The sequence below is a fragment of the Novosphingobium sp. 1529 genome (assembly GCF_040544855.1).
GTDB lineage: Bacteria > Pseudomonadota > Alphaproteobacteria > Sphingomonadales > Sphingomonadaceae > Novosphingobium > Novosphingobium capsulatum.
Genome location: NZ_JBEPKW010000002.1, coordinates 321,632 through 339,679, shown reverse-complemented (window position 1 = coordinate 339,679; position 18,048 = coordinate 321,632). Strand labels below are relative to the sequence as shown.

Annotated in this window: 14 protein-coding genes and 1 other RNA gene; 9 read left to right on the top strand and 6 right to left on the bottom strand. The window is 65.6% G+C overall.

Annotated elements, in window-relative coordinates:
• Positions 1-5 precede the first annotated feature (5 nt).
• Complete coding sequence (locus ABIC78_RS06870) at positions 6-908, bottom strand: LysR family transcriptional regulator (RefSeq protein WP_216642905.1); 903 nt, start codon at positions 906-908, stop codon at positions 6-8.
• Between the two features lie 104 nt (positions 909-1,012).
• Here ABIC78_RS06870 and ABIC78_RS06865 point away from each other — a divergent pair, with 104 nt between their 5' ends.
• Positions 1,013-2,515: a CoA-acylating methylmalonate-semialdehyde dehydrogenase gene (locus ABIC78_RS06865; RefSeq protein WP_354488483.1), complete on the top strand. Its 1,503-nt coding sequence runs from the start codon at positions 1,013-1,015 to the stop codon at positions 2,513-2,515.
• Between the two features lie 4 nt (positions 2,516-2,519).
• On the opposite strand, the gene ABIC78_RS06860 is transcribed toward ABIC78_RS06865, so the two are convergent.
• Together ABIC78_RS06860 and ABIC78_RS06855 are read right to left on the bottom strand one after the other, a co-directional pair.
• On the bottom strand, positions 2,520-3,023 hold the full coding sequence (locus tag ABIC78_RS06860; RefSeq protein WP_354488481.1) for a GNAT family N-acetyltransferase: 504 nt from the start codon (positions 3,021-3,023) through the stop codon (positions 2,520-2,522).
• Positions 3,005-3,298 (bottom strand): type II toxin-antitoxin system TacA family antitoxin, encoded by a 294-nt coding sequence (locus ABIC78_RS06855; RefSeq protein WP_043609985.1) that lies wholly within the window; start codon positions 3,296-3,298, stop codon positions 3,005-3,007. The genes ABIC78_RS06860 and ABIC78_RS06855 overlap by 19 nt, the downstream gene beginning before the upstream one ends.
• 111 nt (positions 3,299-3,409) lie before the next feature.
• Here ABIC78_RS06855 and ABIC78_RS06850 point away from each other — a divergent pair, with 111 nt between their 5' ends.
• Genes ABIC78_RS06850 through ABIC78_RS06840 form a run of 3 tightly spaced genes read left to right on the top strand, consistent with a single transcriptional unit; the run spans position 3,410 to position 8,791 of the window.
• The gene (locus tag ABIC78_RS06850; protein ID WP_354488479.1) at positions 3,410-4,153 is read left to right on the top strand and encodes an ImuA family protein; all 744 of its coding nucleotides are present in this window, start codon (positions 3,410-3,412) and stop codon (positions 4,151-4,153) included.
• Positions 4,041-5,618, top strand: coding sequence for a Y-family DNA polymerase (locus ABIC78_RS06845; RefSeq protein ID WP_354488477.1), 1,578 nt, complete (start codon positions 4,041-4,043; stop codon positions 5,616-5,618). The genes ABIC78_RS06850 and ABIC78_RS06845 overlap by 113 nt, the downstream gene beginning before the upstream one ends.
• The gene (locus tag ABIC78_RS06840; protein WP_354488475.1) at positions 5,615-8,791 is read left to right on the top strand and encodes an error-prone DNA polymerase; all 3,177 of its coding nucleotides are present in this window, start codon (positions 5,615-5,617) and stop codon (positions 8,789-8,791) included. Before ABIC78_RS06845 ends, ABIC78_RS06840 begins: the two co-directional genes overlap by 4 nt.
• 183 nt (positions 8,792-8,974) lie before the next feature.
• Here the strand turns inward: ABIC78_RS06840 and rpoH are convergent, their stop codons facing one another.
• A complete protein-coding gene (gene rpoH / locus ABIC78_RS06835; protein WP_022675464.1) occupies positions 8,975-9,889 on the bottom strand; it encodes an RNA polymerase sigma factor RpoH in 915 nt (304 codons plus the stop codon).
• Positions 9,890-10,004: 115 nt separating this feature from the next.
• Positions 10,005-10,949 carry an RluA family pseudouridine synthase gene (locus ABIC78_RS06830; RefSeq protein WP_171792695.1) on the bottom strand — a complete coding sequence of 315 codons (945 nt, stop codon included), beginning with the start codon at positions 10,947-10,949 and terminating at the stop codon, positions 10,005-10,007.
• A gap of 93 nt (positions 10,950-11,042) precedes the next feature.
• On the opposite strand from ABIC78_RS06830, the gene ABIC78_RS06825 reads away from it, so the two are divergent.
• The 5 genes from ABIC78_RS06825 to putA all read left to right on the top strand — a co-directional run bounded on the left by ABIC78_RS06825 (position 11,043) and on the right by putA (position 17,522).
• Positions 11,043-11,822 carry a Mov34/MPN/PAD-1 family protein gene (locus ABIC78_RS06825; protein WP_354488472.1) on the top strand — a complete coding sequence of 260 codons (780 nt, stop codon included), beginning with the start codon at positions 11,043-11,045 and terminating at the stop codon, positions 11,820-11,822.
• Between the two features lie 77 nt (positions 11,823-11,899).
• On the top strand, positions 11,900-12,541 hold the full coding sequence (locus tag ABIC78_RS06820; protein ID WP_168351063.1) for a histidine phosphotransferase family protein: 642 nt from the start codon (positions 11,900-11,902) through the stop codon (positions 12,539-12,541).
• Positions 12,542-12,557: 16 nt separating this feature from the next.
• Positions 12,558-13,262 carry an N-acetylmuramoyl-L-alanine amidase gene (locus tag ABIC78_RS06815; protein ID WP_354488469.1) on the top strand — a complete coding sequence of 235 codons (705 nt, stop codon included), beginning with the start codon at positions 12,558-12,560 and terminating at the stop codon, positions 13,260-13,262.
• 10 nt (positions 13,263-13,272) lie between these two features.
• Positions 13,273-13,692, top strand: an RNA gene (gene rnpB, locus ABIC78_RS06810) — RNase P RNA component class A.
• A gap of 185 nt (positions 13,693-13,877) precedes the next feature.
• Positions 13,878-17,522 (top strand): bifunctional proline dehydrogenase/L-glutamate gamma-semialdehyde dehydrogenase PutA, encoded by a 3,645-nt coding sequence (putA, locus tag ABIC78_RS06805; protein WP_354488467.1) that lies wholly within the window; start codon positions 13,878-13,880, stop codon positions 17,520-17,522.
• A 19-nt stretch (positions 17,523-17,541) separates the two neighbouring features.
• On the opposite strand, the gene ABIC78_RS06800 is transcribed toward putA, so the two are convergent.
• The gene (locus tag ABIC78_RS06800; RefSeq protein ID WP_054131119.1) at positions 17,542-18,009 is read right to left on the bottom strand and encodes a hypothetical protein; all 468 of its coding nucleotides are present in this window, start codon (positions 18,007-18,009) and stop codon (positions 17,542-17,544) included.
• Between the last annotated feature and the right edge of the window lie 39 nt (positions 18,010-18,048).

Here is an 18,048-nt window from a genome sequence, read left to right as displayed (position 1 = left end):
CCTGCTTATTTTGCGTTGCGCGCGGCCCCGTATCCGGCAGCATGCGCGGCTTCTTCCAGGAATTCCGCCACGGCGCGCACCCGTGGCAGGCGGCGCAGTTCGGCATGCACCACCAGCCAGTAGGCGCGCGGCACGGCCACGTCGGGCAAGACCCGCACCAGGCCAGGATCGCCATCGGCGGCAAAGGTGTGCAGCAGGCCGATACCCCCGCCGGCCTGGACGGCGGCCAGTTGCACCGTGGCCGATGTGCAGCGGAACTGTGCCTGCACGCCCGGCGCCACTTCATCGAGATAGCGCAGTTCGGGCCAATCGATCAGATCGTCGATATAGGAAATCAGCCGGTGCTGTGACAGCTCAGCCACGCTGCTGGGCACACCATGCTGCTCCAGATAGGCTGGCGCAGCATAGAACCCCACCGTGAACGCAGCGAGTTGCCGGGCATAGAGCCGCCCACGCGGTGGTCGCTTGAGCGTCACGGCCAGATCCGCCTCGCGCTGGGACAGGCTGACCGCGCGGGTTTCGGGCGCCAGTTCCAGCTCGATCCGGGGATGGCGGGCCATGAACAGCGGAATGCGCGGCGCCACCAGATAGGTGCCAAAGGCGGCCGGGGTCGCTACCCGCACTGTCCCGGTCAATTCGGTATCCACCCCGCCCAGCGCGCTGTCTGCCGCATGGGTTTCTGCCTCGATCCGCTCGGCATGCAGCAGCAGCGCCCGGCCCGCCTCGGTCAGCCGTGCGCCGCTGGGGGAACGATCGACCAGGCGTGCGCCCAGCCCGCTTTCCAGGCCGTCGAGCCGGCGCGAGACGGTGGAATGATCCAGCCCCAGCGCCCGCGCCGCCCCGGTCAGGCGGCCGTGGCGGGCCACTTCCAGAAAAATCCTTAAATCGTCCCACTGGCGAATGCGCATGGTGCTCCTGTAAATTTGCACGGCCTGTTTGGCAAAATTGCCTGTATCAGGATATTCCTGCACGTTCTACAACCAGGCATCAGACTTTTCCCAGGAGTGTTGCCATGCGCCAGATCGACCATTTCCTGAACGGTGCCGCCGTCGCCGCCACCTCTGGCCGCAAGAGCGACGTGTTCGATCCCAACACCGGCGAAGTGCAGGCCCAGGTCGGCCTGGCGAGCGAAGCCGATGTGGATCAGGCCGTTGCCCTCGCCGCCTCCGTGCAGCCGGAATGGGCCGCGCTCAATCCGCAGCGCCGTGCCCGCGTGATGTTCGAATTCAAGCGCCTGATCGAGCGTGACATGGACAAGCTCGCCCATGCCCTCTCCGCCGAACATGGCAAGGTGATCGCCGATGCCAAGGGTGATGTGCAGCGCGGGCTGGAAGTGATCGAGTTCGTCTGCGCCATTCCCCACCTGCTCAAGGGCGAATATACCGAAGGCGCCGGCCCGGGGATCGACGTGTTCTCGATGCGTCAGCCGCTCGGCGTGGTTGCCGGCATCACCCCGTTCAATTTCCCCGCGATGATCCCGCTGTGGATGTGCGGCCCAGCGCTTGCCACCGGCAATGCCTTCATTCTCAAGCCGTCGGAACGCGATCCTTCGGTGCCGGTAATGCTGGCCGAACTGTTCATCGAGGCGGGCGGCCCGGCCGGGCTGTTCAACGTGGTGCATGGCGACAAGGTGGCGGTCGACGCCGTGCTCGATCACCCGCGCATCAAGGCGGTCAGCTTTGTCGGCTCGTCCGATATCGCCAACTATGTCTATCAGCGCGGCGCCCAGGCGGGCAAGCGCATGCAGTGCATGGGCGGCGCCAAGAACCATGGCATCGTGCTGCCCGATGCTGATTTCGACCAGGTGGTCAGCGATATCCTTGGCGCGGCCTATGGCTCGGCAGGCGAACGCTGCATGGCCCTGCCGGTGGTTGTTCCCGTGGGCGACAAGACCGCCGAGGAACTGCGCGCCCGCCTGATCGACGGGATCGCCGGCCTCAAGGTGGGCATTTCCACCGATGAAGCCGCCCACTATGGCCCGGTCGTGACGGCCCAGCACAAGGCGCGGATCGAAAGCTATATCCAGATGGGCGTGGACGAAGGCGCCGAACTGGTCGTCGATGGTCGCGGCTTCTCGCTGCAAGGCTATGAAAACGGCAATTTCCTGGCGCCCACGCTGTTTGACCGCGTGACCCCGGAAATGCGCAGCTACCAGGAGGAAATCTTCGGCCCGGTGCTGCAGATCGTGCGCGCGCACGATGTCGATGAAGCCATCGCACTGGCCACCAACCATGCCTATGGCAATGGCGTGGCCATGTTCACCCGCAACGGCGCCGCCGCCCGCAACTTTGCCGCCAAGGTGGAAGTGGGCATGGTTGGCATCAACGTGCCGATCCCGGTGCCGGTCGCCTATCACAGCTTTGGCGGGTGGAAGCGCTCGGGCTTTGGCGATCTCAACCAATACGGCATGGACGGCGTGCGCTTCTACACCCGCACCAAGACCGTGACCCAGCGCTGGCCCAGCACCTCGGGCGACGTGGTGGACCAGAGCTTCGTTATCCCGACGATGAAGTGACCCATCATGGTAGAGCCGCGATCAGCGTCTCTATGGGCAGGAACAGGGTTCGGCTATCGGCCGGATATTCCAGGAACTCGGCGCATTTCAGGTAAAAGCGCCGAGCCTGCTCATTCTTGGCGTGAACCATCACCGCACCGATGCCGATGCTTTGTGCCGCCAAGGCTATGCGGCGCAGAGCATCGGCCAATAGATCGCTACCGAGGCCCTGCCCGGCATGGCGCCGATTCACCGCAAGGCGTCCGATGATCGATACGGGGATCAGATCAGGCGCGTTGCGGCGCAGACGAGATGGTGCTTCACGCCGTTCTACTGCACCTGCCAGGATACACACATAGGCCGCCACTCTGCGATCATCGCATACCACATAGGTACGCGCGAAGCGCCCCTCGTTGCGACGCGCCCTCTGTTGCAACCAGGCATTGAGCGCCGGCTCTCCGCAATCGAAATCATCAACCTCATGGTCATCGGCCAGAGGGACTGGCGCAGTCAGTCTTCCCGTTGCCATGTCGGCACCCGCCGCATCAGTGCCTTCAGCCTTGGGCCAGGCTCGGGCGGATTGTCCAGCGCGGCCATGAAGGCCGCATGGTCCTGGCTTTCCAGTGCGAACAATCGCTGATCGAGCAAGACGTCGATCGCTTGTTGGCGCGCGCTTTCGATCATGAATTCGGTGCGGGTCTTGCCCAGAATGGCCGCTGCTTCGTCAATAAGCTGGCGGGTGGCAGCCTCGATCCGCAGATTGATGCTGCCCTTGCTTGGGATCATTTGGGGAGACTGGTCCATGGCGTGAATATCCGCCTTTGTATGTACAATGTCAATACAATCGCAACCCTATCCCCACCTGTTCCAACGGCCAGCCTCGACAGGGAGTGAGAAATGGAACATAATAGGAACATGGAAAGTGTTTCCGCCTCGATCCTCACCACCCCGGCCTGGCGCCTGCGCCCGGCCTTGCAGCGTCCTGTGCCTATGCTGGCGGCGGGCCAAGTGCATGAAGTGCATGGGCAAGGTGATGATCGCGCGGCGGGGCTTGCCTTTGCCTTGGGGCTGGGCGCGGCGAATCGCAGTGGCACCGTGCTGATGGTGCGCAGTGGCAGGCGCCAGTCGCTGGCGCTCTACGGTGAAGGACTGATGCTGCTGGGTATCGATCCGGCGCGGCTGCTGCTGGTAGAGGCAGGCGACGCCGCCACTCTGCTGCGCGCTGGGCTGGAGGGCGCGCGTTGCCCTGGCCTGGCGCTGGTCTTGCTGGAAAGCGAGGGGCCCTTGAAAGGCTATGACCTGACGGCCAGCCGGCGCTTCGTGCTGGCTGCCGAACGCACGCAAACGCCGGTCGTGCTGTTGCGCCATGCCGCCAAGGCGCAGCCCAGCGCCGCTCATACCCGCTGGCAGGTTGCCAGTGCACCATCCCAACCCCTCGCAGCGCCACCGGGTGCACAAGTCCGCCCGCCCGGCTTGCCGGCTTTGGCGGTAGAGGCGCTGCGCTGGCGGGGTGGGCCGGCGGGGCAAACGTGGCATTTGCAATGGGATGAACAACATGGCGGTTTCCGGGACACCACCGGCACCCCCAACCGGAGCGAAAACGGACAGGCGGCGCCATCTGGCGCTGTACTTCCCCTGGCTGCCCTGCGAGCGGGTTAGGGCCACATCGGCAGACCCGCTGCCCGCAGGCGTGCCGCTGGCCCTGGTGTCACGCAGTGGCCAGGCCTTGCGCCTGATGGCGGTAGAGCGCGACGCCGCTTGCCATGGCCTGGCTCCTGGCATGACCCTGGCTGATGCGCGTGCCCGCTGCCCCGATCTGCTCACCCTGCCCCATGATCCGGCCGCCGATGCCACGCTGCTGGCGCACCTGGCCACGGCGATGCACTCGCTGACCCCCAGCGTCATGCCCGATCCCCCCGATGGTTTGCTGCTGGATATCAGTGGCTGCGCGCACCTCTTCGGATCGGAAGCCAATATGGTGGAAAAGGCTTCTGAAATTACAGCACTTTCCACGATCCATGCCCTCGCCTGCAATCCGGCCGCGGCGCGCGCCCTGGCCCGTCACGGCACGCCGGCGCAACGCCGCGCGGAGGATGTGGCAGCCCTGCCAGTGGCCGCGCTCGACCTGAGCGAGGAGGCTGCCAGCGCGTTGCGCCGCGCCGGGCTCAAGCGTCTGGGCGATCTGGCCACACGCCCGGCCCCAGCCCTGGCTGCCCGCTTTGGCGAAGGAGTGGTGCTGCGCCTGCGCCAGTTGACCGGAGACGTTGCCGCCCCCTTGGCCCCGCAACCCATGCAGGCTCCGATCCGGGCCGAGGCCCGCTTTGCCGAACCTATCGCCCGCACCGATGACGTGCTCGAGGTGGCCGAAAATCTCTTGCGCCAGGTTACCGCGCAGATGGAACAGCGCCGGCTGGGCGGGCGGCGCTTTGTCCTGACCCTGCATCGCAGCGATGGCGCGCGGCGGGTGCTGACGGTGGAAACCGGCCAGCCCACGCGCGATCCGCCACTCGTGGTGCGCCTGCTGCGCGAGCGGATCGACAACCTGGCTGATCCGATCGATCCCGGCTTCGGGTTCGATGCCATTACCCTGGCGGTCAAGCGAGCCGAACCCCTGGCTGCGCGACAGACCGGACTGGACCAGGCGGAGGAAAACCAGGACAATCTGCAGGCGCTGATCGATCGGCTGGGTGTGCGGTTGGGCCAGGATTCCGTGTTGCGCCTGATCCCGGCCGATCGCCACATGCCCGAGCAGGCACAGGTTCAGACGCCGGCCGCCAAATGGAACGGAACCGTTTCGTTTTCCCTTGCCGCCATGCCCCGCCCCCTGCTGCTGTTCGATCCGCCGCAGGGGATCGAGGTGATCGCCGGAGTGCCTGATGGCCCGCCGCTGCGGCTGCGCTGGCGCGGCACGGTGCATGAAGTGGTCCACGCCGAAGGGCCCGAGCGCATCGCGCCAGAATGGTGGCGCCAGCGCGGCGGGCATATGGGCACCGGCGCAGACCGCACCACGCGCGATTATTACCGGATCGAGGATGGGCGCGGCCGCCGCCTGTGGGTGTTCCGGCGCGGCCTCTATGGCACGCAAACCACGCCGGCCTGGTATGTCCACGGGCTGTTTCCATGACCGGGGTTCCGTTCTTTGCAGAACCTGTCGCTGCCACCAATTTCAGCTTCCTGCGCGGGGCGGCCCATCCGGCGGAAATGGTGGCGCGCGCCCATGCGCTGGGCCTCAAAGGCATCGGCATCGCCGATCGCAACAGCGTGGCCGGTGTGGTGCGTGCCCATGCCGCATGGCAAGAAATTGGCGGCAAGGCTGGCGGCTTTGCCCTCAAGGTTGGCGCACGGCTGTGCTTTGCCGATGGCACGCCCGATATCGCCGCCTATCCCACCACGCGCGCGGCATGGGGACGGCTGACGCGCCTGCTCACCATGGGCAATCGCCGCGTGGAGAAAGGCGAGTGCCACCTCACCCTGCCCGATCTGCTGGACCATGCCGATGGCTTGGCCCTGATCGCGATGGATGGCAGCGCCGATCTGCTCGCCCGCCTAGCCGAGGCCACGCCCCACCTGTGGCTGGCCGCCATGATGCCGCGTGCCGGGGCCGATGGCCGCGATCTTGCCCGGCGGATGGCCCTGGCGCAAAGCACGGGCGTGCCGCTGATTGCCAGCAATGATCCGCGCTATGCCGTACCCGAAGACCGCCCGCTGCATGACGTGCTCACGGCCACGCGTCTTGGCACCACCGTGCACGCCGCCGGGCGCCGCCTTGCCGCCAATGGCGAGCGGCATATCAAGCCGCCAGCGGAAATGGCCCGTCTTTTCACCCTGTGCGCAGAAGCCCTGGAAGCAACGCGGGCCTGGCTGGACTGCATCGATTTCACGCTGGACCAGATCGTATATGAATACCCGCACGAGCCGGTACCGGAAGGCTGGAACCCGCAGGCTTGGCTGGAACATCTGGTGCGTGAGAATGCAGCACGCCAGTTCCCCCATGGCCTGCCGCCTGGATACCAAGAGGTTCTGGATGAAGAGTTTCGCCTAATCTCTTCAAAAAATTATGCTTATTATTTTCTGACAGTGCACGATGTTGTGCGCTATGCGCGCAGCCTTTCCCCGCCGATCCTGTGCCAGGGTCGTGGATCTGCGGCCAATTCCCTCGTCTGTTATCTGCTCGGCATCACGCCGATCGATCCGGTGCAGGAAAAGCTGCTGTTTTCGCGCTTCCTTTCCGAAGAGCGCCATGAGCCGCCCGATATCGACGTGGATTTCGAGCATGAGCGGCGCGAAGAGGTGATGCAATATATCTACCAACGCTACACCCGCGAACGTGCCGGGATCGTGGCCACGGTGATCCGCTATCGCCAGCGCAGCGCCATTCGTGACGTGGGCAAGGCGCTGGGCCTGTCGGAAGACGTGACCGCGCGGCTTTCCGGCACGGTGTGGGGCAGCTGGGGGCGCGGCTCGCTGCCCGAAGAGCGCCTGTCGCAGGCCGGGTTCGACCCTGAAAACCGCGAGATCGCCCGCCTACGCGACATGGTCGATCGGTTGCTGACGTTCCCGCGCCACCTTTCGCAGCATGTCGGCGGCTTTGTGCTGTGCCAGAGCCGGCTGGATGAACTGGTGCCGATCCACAATGCCGCCATGCCCGATCGCACGTTCATCGAATGGGACAAGGACGACATCGACGTTCTCAAGCTGATGAAGGTGGACGTGCTGGCGCTGGGCATGCTCACCTGCATCCGCAAGAGCTTTGACCTGATGGAGCGCCACGGGCTGGGCCGCTTCACGTTGGCCACCGTCCCCCGCAAGGACAAGGCTACGTTCGACATGCTGTGCCGGGGAGACAGCGTGGGCACGTTCCAGGTGGAAAGCCGCGCGCAGATGGCGATGCTGCCCCGGATGAAACCGCGCAAGCTCTATGACCTGGTGATCCAGGTGGCGATCGTGCGACCGGGGCCGATCCAGGGCGGCATGGTTCATCCCTATCTGCGCCGCCGCAATGACGAAGAGAAGGTGGAGTACCCCGGCCCAAAAGGCGAATTGCAAGAGGTTCTGGAAAAAACCCTGGGCGTGCCGCTGTTTCAGGAGCAGGCGATGAAGCTGGCCATCGTGGCCGCCGGCTTCTCCCCGCCCGAGGCCGATGGTCTGCGCCGTGCCATGGCCACGTTCCGCAACCATGGCACGGTCACCAATTACCAAGATAAGTTCATCACCGGCATGGTTTCGCGCGGCTATCCGCCGGATTTTGCCGAGCGCTGCTTTGAACAGATCAAGGGTTTTGGCGAATACGGCTTTCCCGAAAGCCATGCCCAGGCCTTTGGCTGGCTGGCCTATGTCTCGTCATGGTTGAAATGCCATTATCCCGGCGTTTTCACCTGTGCCCTGCTCAACAGCCAGCCCATGGGGTTCTATGCCCCGGCCCAACTGGTGCGCGATGCGCGCGAACACGGCGTGGTTGTGCATGGGCCCGATGTGAACCGCAGTTGGTGGGATTGCACGCTGGATGCTGCCCGCACCCTGCGCCTTGGCCTGCGGATGATCGATGGCTTCAAAGAGGAATGGGCCGCCGCGATCGTGCGCGCCCGCGTGGCTGGCGTGTTTGGCTCTCCCGAAGACTTGGCGCGCCGTGCGCAATTGCCGCCGCGCGCGCTGGCGCTTTTGGCCGATGCCGATGCCATGGTCTCTCTGGGCCGTGATCGGCGCCAGGCTGGCTGGGACGTGCGCCGCGTGCCGCCCAGGCAACTGCCCCTGTTTGCCGCGCTGGATGCGCCCGAACTGGCGGCCGAACCCGATGCGGCCCTGCCCGCCATGCCCCTGGCCGAAGAGGTCGTGGCCGATTACCAGACCCAGCGGCTTTCGCTCAAAGGCCATCCGATGCATTTTTTGCGCGACAGCTTTGCCGCGCGCGGCGCGATATCCTGTGCCGACGTCAACGCCGCGCGCGACGGGCAGAAGGTGCGCGTGGCCGGCGTGGTGCTGGTGCGGCAACGGCCCGGCAAGGGCAATGCGATTTTCATCACGCTGGAAGACGAAACCGCGGTGGTCAATGCCCTGATGTGGGCCCGCGATTTCGAGAAGCAGCGGCGCGCGGTCATGGCGGCGCGGCTCATGGTGATCGATGGAGAGGTGCAACGCAGCAAGGAAGGCGTGGTGCACCTGATGGTGTCTTGCGTCCATGATGCCAGTGCTGCTTTGGCACAGTTGCAAGAGAATGGCGGAGTACCAGCGCCTGATCCGGCCATGGCACGGCATCCGCGACAGGTGCGGGTGTTGCCGAGATCACGGGACTTTCATTGATAGGCAAACCTTGCGTAGGGCCCCGGATCAAGTCCGGGGCGACGATTGTGGGATATCATTCGTCAGTTTAAAGTCTCCCGTCGCCCCGGATTTGATCCGGGGGCCCCACGCAACCTCGAATGCCAACAAAAAAGCCCGGCCATCCCTTCGGACGACCGGGCTTTTCCATCATGCTAAAATCAATCAGCTTGCCGGCAACAGGTGCCGTTCGCCAGCGATCCGCTGCATCGCCTTTTGCAGCTTTTCAAAGGCGCGCACTTCGATCTGGCGCACGCGTTCGCGGCTGACGTTATAGACCTGGCTCAGTTCTTCCAGCGTCTTGGGGTCATCTACCAGGCGGCGATCGGTCAGGATGTGACGCTCGCGATCGTTGAGGCTGCCCATCGCTTCGACCAGCATGTCGTGGCGATAATGCGCTTCCTCGGCGTCGGCCACCGTCTCGTCCTGCAAGGGGCGATCGTCGGTCAGCCAATCCTGCCAGGTGCCCTCGCCGTCTTCGCGCAGCGGCACGTTCAGGCTGGCATCGCCACCCATGATCATGCGCCGGTTCATGTTGATCACTTCCTGCTCGGGCACGCCCAAGTCGGTGGCGATCTTCTTGACGTCTTCGGGCGACAGGTCGGTGTCTTCGAACGCCTCGAGGTTCTTCTTCATGCGGCGCAGGTTGAAGAACAGCTTCTTCTGCGCAGCGGTGGTGCCCATCTTGACGAGGCTCCACGAGCGCAGAATGAACTCCTGCATCGAGGCCTTGATCCACCACATGGCATAGGTTGCCAGACGGAAGCCGCGATCGGGCTCGAACTTCTTGACGCCCTGCATCAGGCCGATGTTCCCTTCGGAAATCAGCTCGGACACGGGCAGGCCATATCCGCGATAGCCCATGGCGATCTTGGCCACGAGTCGCAGATGGCTGGTCACCAGCTGCGCTGCGGCTTCAGGATCGGCATGTTCCTGATAGCGCTTGGCGAGCATGTATTCCTGCTCAGCCGTAAGCACCGGAAATTTGCGAATCTCAGAGAGATAGCGGTTGAGGCTAGCTTCCCCGCCCAAGGCCGGAACGGTCGCGGGGGCTTTGGCCACTGCTGTCTTGTTGCTCACCTGAACACATCCTTTCGTCGCGTCAGTTCCCCGATGAAGAACCTCTAGCGAGCATTCCCCGGTGGGGCCACACATCCTTTTGGTACACAGTAATCGATTTATACCATGATCAAGCTCAAGAACCGCCCAGTTCGACAATCAGTTCCGTCATATCGACGGGCGTCGAGCTGGTGAAATGGAGCGCTTCACCGCTAATGGGGTGAATGAAACCCAATTCTGCCGCGTGCAGTGCCTGCCGGGCAAAGCCGATCCGGGCCAGAATGGGGCGAATTCGTGCGGGTGCGCGTCCATAGACAGGATCACCCAATAGCGAATGGCCGATTGATGCAAGGTGAACGCGGACCTGGTGGGTTCTCCCCGTTTCCAGGCGGCATTCGACCAAGGCCGCGCCATCAAGGGGCGAGAGCGTGCGATAGTGCGTGACGGCATGCTTGCCACGCCCATCATCGACCAGAGCCATCTTCTTGCGATCATGCACCGAACGCGCAATCGCGCCGCGGATCGTGCCAGCAGCAGGCATGGGCCGGCCGGCGGTAACCGCCTTGTAGGCGCGCACGATCGAGTGATCGGCAAACTGGCGAGCCAATCCTTCATGGGCGGCATCGCTCTTTGCCACGACGAGCAGGCCCGAGGTATCCTTGTCGATCCGGTGCACGATGCCTGGCCGTGCCACGCCGCCGATACCCGAAAGCTGCCCGCGGCAATGATGCAGCAGGGCATTGACCAGCGTGCCATCGGGATTGCCGGCGGCCGGGTGAACGACCAGCCCGGCCGGCTTGTCCACCACGATCAAGGCATCGTCTTCGTAGGTTACCGACAGCGGAATATCCTGCGCCACCGCCTCTGCCGGGGCCGCGGCGGGCACGCGCACGACGAATGCAGCGCCAGCGGCAACCTTGAGCGAGGCCTGGCGAACGCCCTGCCCATCCAGCGTAATGCGCCCCTCGTCGAGCAGCGCCTTGACCCGCTCGCGCGACAGGCCACTGGCATCGGCCAGAGCCTTGTCAAGGCGGCCGGGCGCGGCGATCGTGCCGGTCAGAATGTCGTCTAATTCCCCCATTGGATTGAGGATATGGGTATTCTTTGGCATGGGAACAAGGGGGTAGGCGATAGGGATAGACCAAGTATGGTTGGCCCCTTATCTCACAGCGCTATGGCCTTTCATGCCTACCTGCTGCTCTGCGCCGACGGATCGTTTTATGCTGGGCATACAGACGATCTGGAGGCGCGCATGGCGCAGCACCAACACGGCATAAGCGGCGATACGGCAAAGCGCCGCCCCGTCAGACTGGTGTGGCAGCAGGACTTTGCCACACGGGACGAGGCGTTGTCCGCTGAGTTGCGAATCAAGGGTTGGTCGCGGGCCAAGAAGCAGGCTTTGATCGACGGTGACCGGGATCGGTTGAAGAGGTTGGCGCGCAATCGGCAAGGCAGTGGGGTGCCGCAAGCGGGCTTCGACAGGCTCAGCCCGAACGGAGTCGAAAAGCAGACCACCATACCGTTCGCCCTGAGCCTGTCGAAGGGCGCTGGCGCTACGGCTAACATGACCCTCTCCCCAAACGCCCATGCCGCCATGCTCGACGCAGCGGCGCGGGCGCACCCTCGGGAGGCATGCGGGCTCTTGTTCGGCCATGGAAATCATATCGCCTTGGCGCAGGAATGCACCAATGTGGCACCAGATCCGTCGTATCATTTCGAGATCGATCCGGCCGGATTGATCGCCGCGCACCGCGCCGCGCGTGCCGGTGGACCGGCATTGATCGGCTATTTTCATTCGCATCCCAATGGTTTGGCGCGTCCTTCTGATACCGATTCTGCCCAGGCGGCGGGCGATGGCCGGGTTTGGGCAATCGTGGCGCAGGGACAGGTCAGCCTGTGGCGCGATGGGCCATCTGTATTTCAGGCGCTTTCCTATCACGTCGCAGACGGTTAAGGCGCATTGCTGGGGAGAGGATGCATCAGCAGCCGATCCCGACGCATCGCATACCCCGGAAGGCTTCCCAATCTGCCATGACCATTGCCACGCTTGATCTCGCCAGCCTGCTCTGCTCGCGGCTTTGCCACGACCTGTTGAGCCCGGTGGGCGCGCTTACCAACGGGCTGGAACTGCTGGCCGAGGAACGCGACCCGGAAATGCGCCAGAAGTGCATGGAATTGCTGGAACAGAGCGCCACCAGTTCGGCCAACAAGCTGCGTTTCTTCCGCCTGGCGTTCGGTGCTGCCGGTGGCTTTGGCGATATGGTGCCCGTGGCCGAACCGCGCGCGCTGGTCGATGCGCTGGTTGCAGCCAATCCGCGCATTTCAGTGGCCTGGGCTTTGGCGGACGACATGCTGCCCAAGGCGGCGGTGAAAACGCTGCTGAACCTGTCCCTGATCGGGATCGAGGCGCTGGTGCGTGGCGGCAGCCTGGACATCGCCGGCGAAGTGCGAAACGGCGCGACCGAGCTGGTGATCCGCGCCAGCGGGCCGCGCATCGCGTTCGATCCGCTGGTGGCGCAGGCCCTGGCCGGCACGCTGCCGCCGGCCGAATTGTCCAGCCGCACCGCGCCGGCTGCCATGCTCTATCAGCTGGCGCAGAGCCTGGGCGGTGGTTTCCAGACCCATGTTGCCGCCGACGCCCTGGTGCTGGGCGCCGTGCTGCCGGTTCGTTGACAGACCGCCGCGCCGCATGAACCGCTGGCTGGTCCATCGCGAGGAGCCGTCGCCGAATTTCAACGAGCGACGGCTGCCGGTAACGATGATCGTGCTGCATTATACCGGCATGCAGAGCGCGGCCGAGGCGCTGGAGCGTCTCAAAGACCCGGCTGCCGAAGTTTCGGCGCACTACCTGATCGATGAAGACGGCACGGTCATCCGCCTGGTCGACGAAGCCAAGCGTGCCTGGCACGCCGGGCGCAGTTTCTGGCGCGGGATCACCGATGTGAATTCCGCCAGCGTGGGGATCGAACTGGTCAACCCCGGGCACGAGTTCGGCTATCGCCCGTTCCCCGATGCCCAGATGGAGGCGCTGGTGCCGCTGCTGGGCGATGTCGTGCGGCGGCACGACATTCCCCGCGCCAACGTGGTGGGCCATTCCGACGTGGCGCCGGCCCGCAAGACCGATCCAGGCGAACTGTTCGATTGGGACATGCTGGCCCGCTATAACCTGACCCTGCCCCGCCCCCGCCCCAAGATGCGCCTGCTGTATGATAACGAAGGCGCGTTTTTCCTGGCGCTCGAACGCTTTGGCTATGATGTCAGCGACAAGGAAGCAGCCGTTGCGGCATTCCAGCGGCGCTGGCGGCCGCACAAGATCGACGGCGAGGTGGACGGACAAATCGGCGCATTGCTGTTCGAACTGCTGTTGGCGCGCGACCTGGGCCATGCTAGGTGACGCCCTCGCGCCGGGGAGCCGGGCAGCCGCGTCATCACTTCGTCTGATGCCGAGGAAAGTCCGGGCTCCACGAAACAAGGGTGGCGGGTAACGCCCGCCGGCCCGGTGCAAGCCGGGCAAGGGAAAGTGCCACAGAGAGCAAACCGCCGACAGGGCTTTTCAAGCCTTGGGCAAGGGTGAAAGGGTGCGGTAAGAGCGCACCGCGCGACCGGCAACGGAAGCGGCATGGCAAACCCCACCCGGAGCAAGACCGAATAGGGGCAACGCGCATCCCTCGTGGATGCAGGCGTGTTTCGCGCCAGTTGCCCGGGTTGGTTGCTAGAGCGGCCTGGCAACAGGTCGCCAAGAGGAATGGCTGCCCGTGCCGATACGGTCCACACGTGGGATACCGTCGGTGCGACAGAACCCGGCTTACAGGCTCCCCGGCGCGTATTCAGTCAGATCATGCAAACACGACCCCACCAGGCCGGTGCGGCGTCTCGCAGTCGCAACAGCCGTCGATATGCGCCGAGGGGCTGAAATCGGCCTGTTTGCAGCATCGTATTCAGGCCATTTGGCCTGAGCCTCTGCCAAAATAGGGCCAATGGCCTGTGCAGGCCGTGATACCATGGCACTATGGATCAGCCCGCGCCCCGCCCGTTCGACCGCTTCTTCACCCCTCTTGCCGGGGAAACCCCGCTGCGTCAGGCAATCACCGCCGCCACGCGTCGCAACGAGCGGGCCTGCGTTGCCGCACTTGTGCCGCAAGCGACCGTGCCGGAAGACCTGCGCGCGCCGATCGCGGCCACGGCCAGCGCCCTGATCAGCCAGTTGCGCGCCGATGCCCGCCCAGGCGCGGTGCAATCGCTGGTGCAGGAATATGCGCTGAGCAGCCCGGAAGGGGTCGCGCTGATGTGCCTGGCCGAAGCGCTGCTGCGCATCCCCGACGTGGCGACCCGCGATGCGCTGATCCGTGACAAGATCGCGCCCGGTGATTGGCGCGGCCACGTGGGCAAGGATCGCCCGCTGTTCGTCAATGCAGCCTCGTGGGGCCTGCTCGTGACCGGCCGCCTGGTCCAGGCCGAGGACGAAGCCGGGCTGGGTGCCAGCCTGACGCGCCTGATCGCGCGGATGGGCGAGCCGGTGATCCGCCGCGCGGTGGACGCGGCGATGCGCATGATGGGCGAACAGTTCGTCACCGGCGAGACGATCGAGGAAGCCTTGCGCCGCGCTGCCCCGCGCGAGGCCAAGGGCTTTGCCTTTTCCTATGACATGTTGGGCGAAGCGGCGATGACCGCCGCCGACGCCGATCGTTACAACGCGTCGTATGAGCAGGCGATCACCGCGATCGGCAAGGCCAGTGCCGGGCGCGGCATCCATGGGGGCCCGGGCATCTCGATCAAGCTGTCGGCGCTGCATCCGCGCTATGCCCGGGCCAAGGCCGAGCGGGTCAAGGCCGAACTGCTGCCGCGCGTCAAGGCGCTGTGCGTGATGGCCAAGGGCCATGACATCGGCCTCAACATCGATGCCGAGGAATCCGACCGGCTGGAACTGTCGCTTGACCTGCTGGAAAGCCTGGCGACCGATCCCGACCTCGCCGGGTGGAATGGCCTGGGCTTTGTCGTGCAGGCCTATCAGAAGCGCTGCCCGTTCGTGATCGATTGGATCGTCGACCTGGCGCGGCGCGCGGGCCGGCGTATCATGGTGCGGCTGGTCAAGGGCGCCTATTGGGATGCCGAAATCAAGCGCGCGCAGGTCGATGGCCTCGCTGACTTTCCGGTCTACACGCAAAAGGTCCATACCGACCTTGCCTATGTCGCCTGCGCGCGGAAGCTGCTGGCCGCGCGCGACGTGGTGTTCCCGCAATTTGCCACCCACAACGCGCAATCGGTGGCGACGGTGCTGCACTTGGCTGGGCCCGATTTCACGATGGGCGACTATGAGTTCCAGTGCCTGCACGGCATGGGCGAAGGGCTGTATGACCAGGTCGTCGGCGCCGACAAGCTCAACCGCCCATGCCGCGTCTATGCCCCGGTGGGCACGCATGAAACGCTGCTGGCCTATCTGGTGCGGCGCCTGCTGGAAAACGGGGCCAATTCCTCGTTCGTCAACCGCATCAACGATCCGGCTGTCTCGATCGCCGAACTCGTGGCCGATCCGGTGGCGGTTGTGACGGCACAGGTAGATCCCGGCGCGCCCCACCCGGCGGTGGCCCTACCCGCCGCGCTCTTTGCCGATCGCCGCAATTCGAGCGGGCTTGACCTGGCCGATGAAGCGACCCTGACTGACCTGGCGCCGCGCCTGATCGCCAGCACCGAGCGCGCCTGGCAGGCGGGCACGCCGGGCGAACCTGGCACCGGCGAGGCGGTGCGCAATCCGGCCGATCACCGCGATATCGTGGGTGAAGTCTGGCCGCTGGCCCCTGCCGGCGCACAAGCCGCCGTGGCCCGCGCCCAGGCCGCCGCGCCGATGTGGGCAGCTACCCCGGTGGCCGCGCGCGCGGCGATGCTGGAACGCGCGGCCTGCCTGCTGGAAGACGACAGCCGCGCCCTGATGGGCCTGATCATGCGCGAGGCCGGCAAGACGGCCGCCAACGCCGTGGGCGAAGTGCGCGAGGCGGTGGATTTCCTGCGCTATTACGCGGTGCAGGCGCGCAGCACCCTGGCCCATACCAGCCCGCTCGGACCCATTGTCTGCATTTCGCCGTGGAACTTCCCGCTGGCGATCTTTGCCGGGCAGATTGCCGCCGCGCTGGTGGCGGGCAACCCGGTGCTGGCCAAGCCGGCCGAGGAAACGCCGCTGATCGCGGCACAAATGGTGCGCCTGTTCCATGCCGCCGGCATTCCCGCCGATGTGCTGCATCTGGTGCCCGGCGATGGCGCGATTGGCGCTGCGCTGGTGGAGGCGCCAGGCGTTGCGGGGGTAATGTTTACCGGATCGACCGAAGTGGCGCGGATTATCCAGCGCACCCTGGCCACGCGCAGCGATGCGAGCGGCCGACCGATCCCGCTGATCGCCGAAACCGGCGGGCAGAACGCGATGATCGTCGATTCCTCTGCCTTGGCCGAACAGGTCGTGGCCGATGTCATCGCCTCGGCATTTGACAGTGCGGGCCAGCGCTGTTCCGCGTTGCGCGTGCTGTGCCTGCAGGAAGACGTGGCCGATCGCACGCTGGCAATGCTGCGCGGCGCGATGGCAGAGCTGACTGTCGGCAATCCCGATGCGCTGGAAACCGATGTGGGGCCGGAGATCACCGCGCAGGCGCGCGACGGGATCGAGGGGCACGTGGCAGCCATGGCCGAGCGCGGCGCGCGGGTGCACCGCCTGCCCCTGCCCGATCAGTGCGCCAACGGCACGTTCGTGACGCCGACGCTGATCGAGATTCCTGGCCTTGCTGCCCTGGGCCGCGAAGTGTTCGGCCCCGTGCTGCATGTCGTCCGCTTTGCCGCGCGCGACATGGATCGTCTCGTCGCGCAGATCAACGCCACCGGTTATGGCCTCACCTTTGGCCTGCACACCCGGCTGGATGATACCGTGGCGCGGGTGACGCGGGCGGTGGAAGCGGGCAATCTCTATGTCAACCGCAACACCATCGGCGCAGTGGTTGGCGTGCAGCCGTTCGGCGGCCGGGGCCTTTCGGGCACGGGACCCAAGGCGGGTGGCCCGCTCTATCTGGCGCGACTGGTGCGCGGCGCCACGGGCAACCCGCCCGTTCTGGCTGGCGCGCTGGGGCAACCGGGGCCTGAGGCGGCCATACTGGCCGATTGGCTGGACCAGCATGGCGAGGCCGCAACCGCCCGCGCCGTGCGCCACGATGCCGCGCGCAGCAAGCTGGGCGTCGACGTGGAACTCGCCGGCCCGGTGGGGGAAAGCAACCGCTATCGCCTGGCGCCGCGCGGCCGCATTGCGCTCTATGCCACGACCACCGCTGGGCTGTGGCGACAGCTGGGCGCGGCGCTGGCCACGGGCAACCACGCCGTGATCATGCCCGGCGCGCCGCTTGCTGCCCTGCCCGCCGATTTTCCGGCGGCGCTGGCCGCGCGGATCGGCTTTGCCCGCAGCGAACCGGTCGATGATCTGGCAGCCGCGCTGGTCGAACATGCCGGCGCGCCGGCACGCGCAGCGGCAGAGGCGCTGGCCGCGCGCGAAGGCATGATCGTGGCCCTGCACGCCGCCGATGCGGCAGGCGCCTATCCGCTCGATCTTTTGGTCGAAGAAGTGAGCCTGTCGATAAACACCACCGCCGCCGGCGGCAATGCCAGCCTGATGGCCATGGTCTGAACCCGAGCGCCCTTGCGCGTCAGCCCAGGGCCTCGGCCAGGGTGGCGCGCAGGGCGATGGGGGTGATCACCAGGGCCAGCACGGCGCCAAAGCCAAGCTTTGCGGCGAGGGCCACGGACCACGGCAATTGCGCAAGGCCCAGCGCAAGGCACACGGCGGCGGCCCCAGCCAATGCCAGCATGGCCGAAGGCACCGCGAGGATCAGCCCGCGCAACAGCAGGTTGCCCGGCAGGCGCAGCGCGCTGGGGCGCGAGGCCACGCGGCCGGCGCGCAGGGCCTTGCGCGACAGGGCACCGGGCACCAGCGTGCTCATGAACGCCACGGCAAAGGCCTGCGGCCCGAAATCGAAGACGTAGTGGCCCATGCCCCAGATCGGCACCGGCCCGTGCAGTCCGAATACGGCAAGGAAAAATACACCGCTCAGCACGGTATTGATCACCATGCTGATCGCCGTTTCGCGGCGGATATGCAGGTCTGCATTGGTCATCTGCGCTTCTCTCCCCCAGGCACGCATTCCTATGCGGCC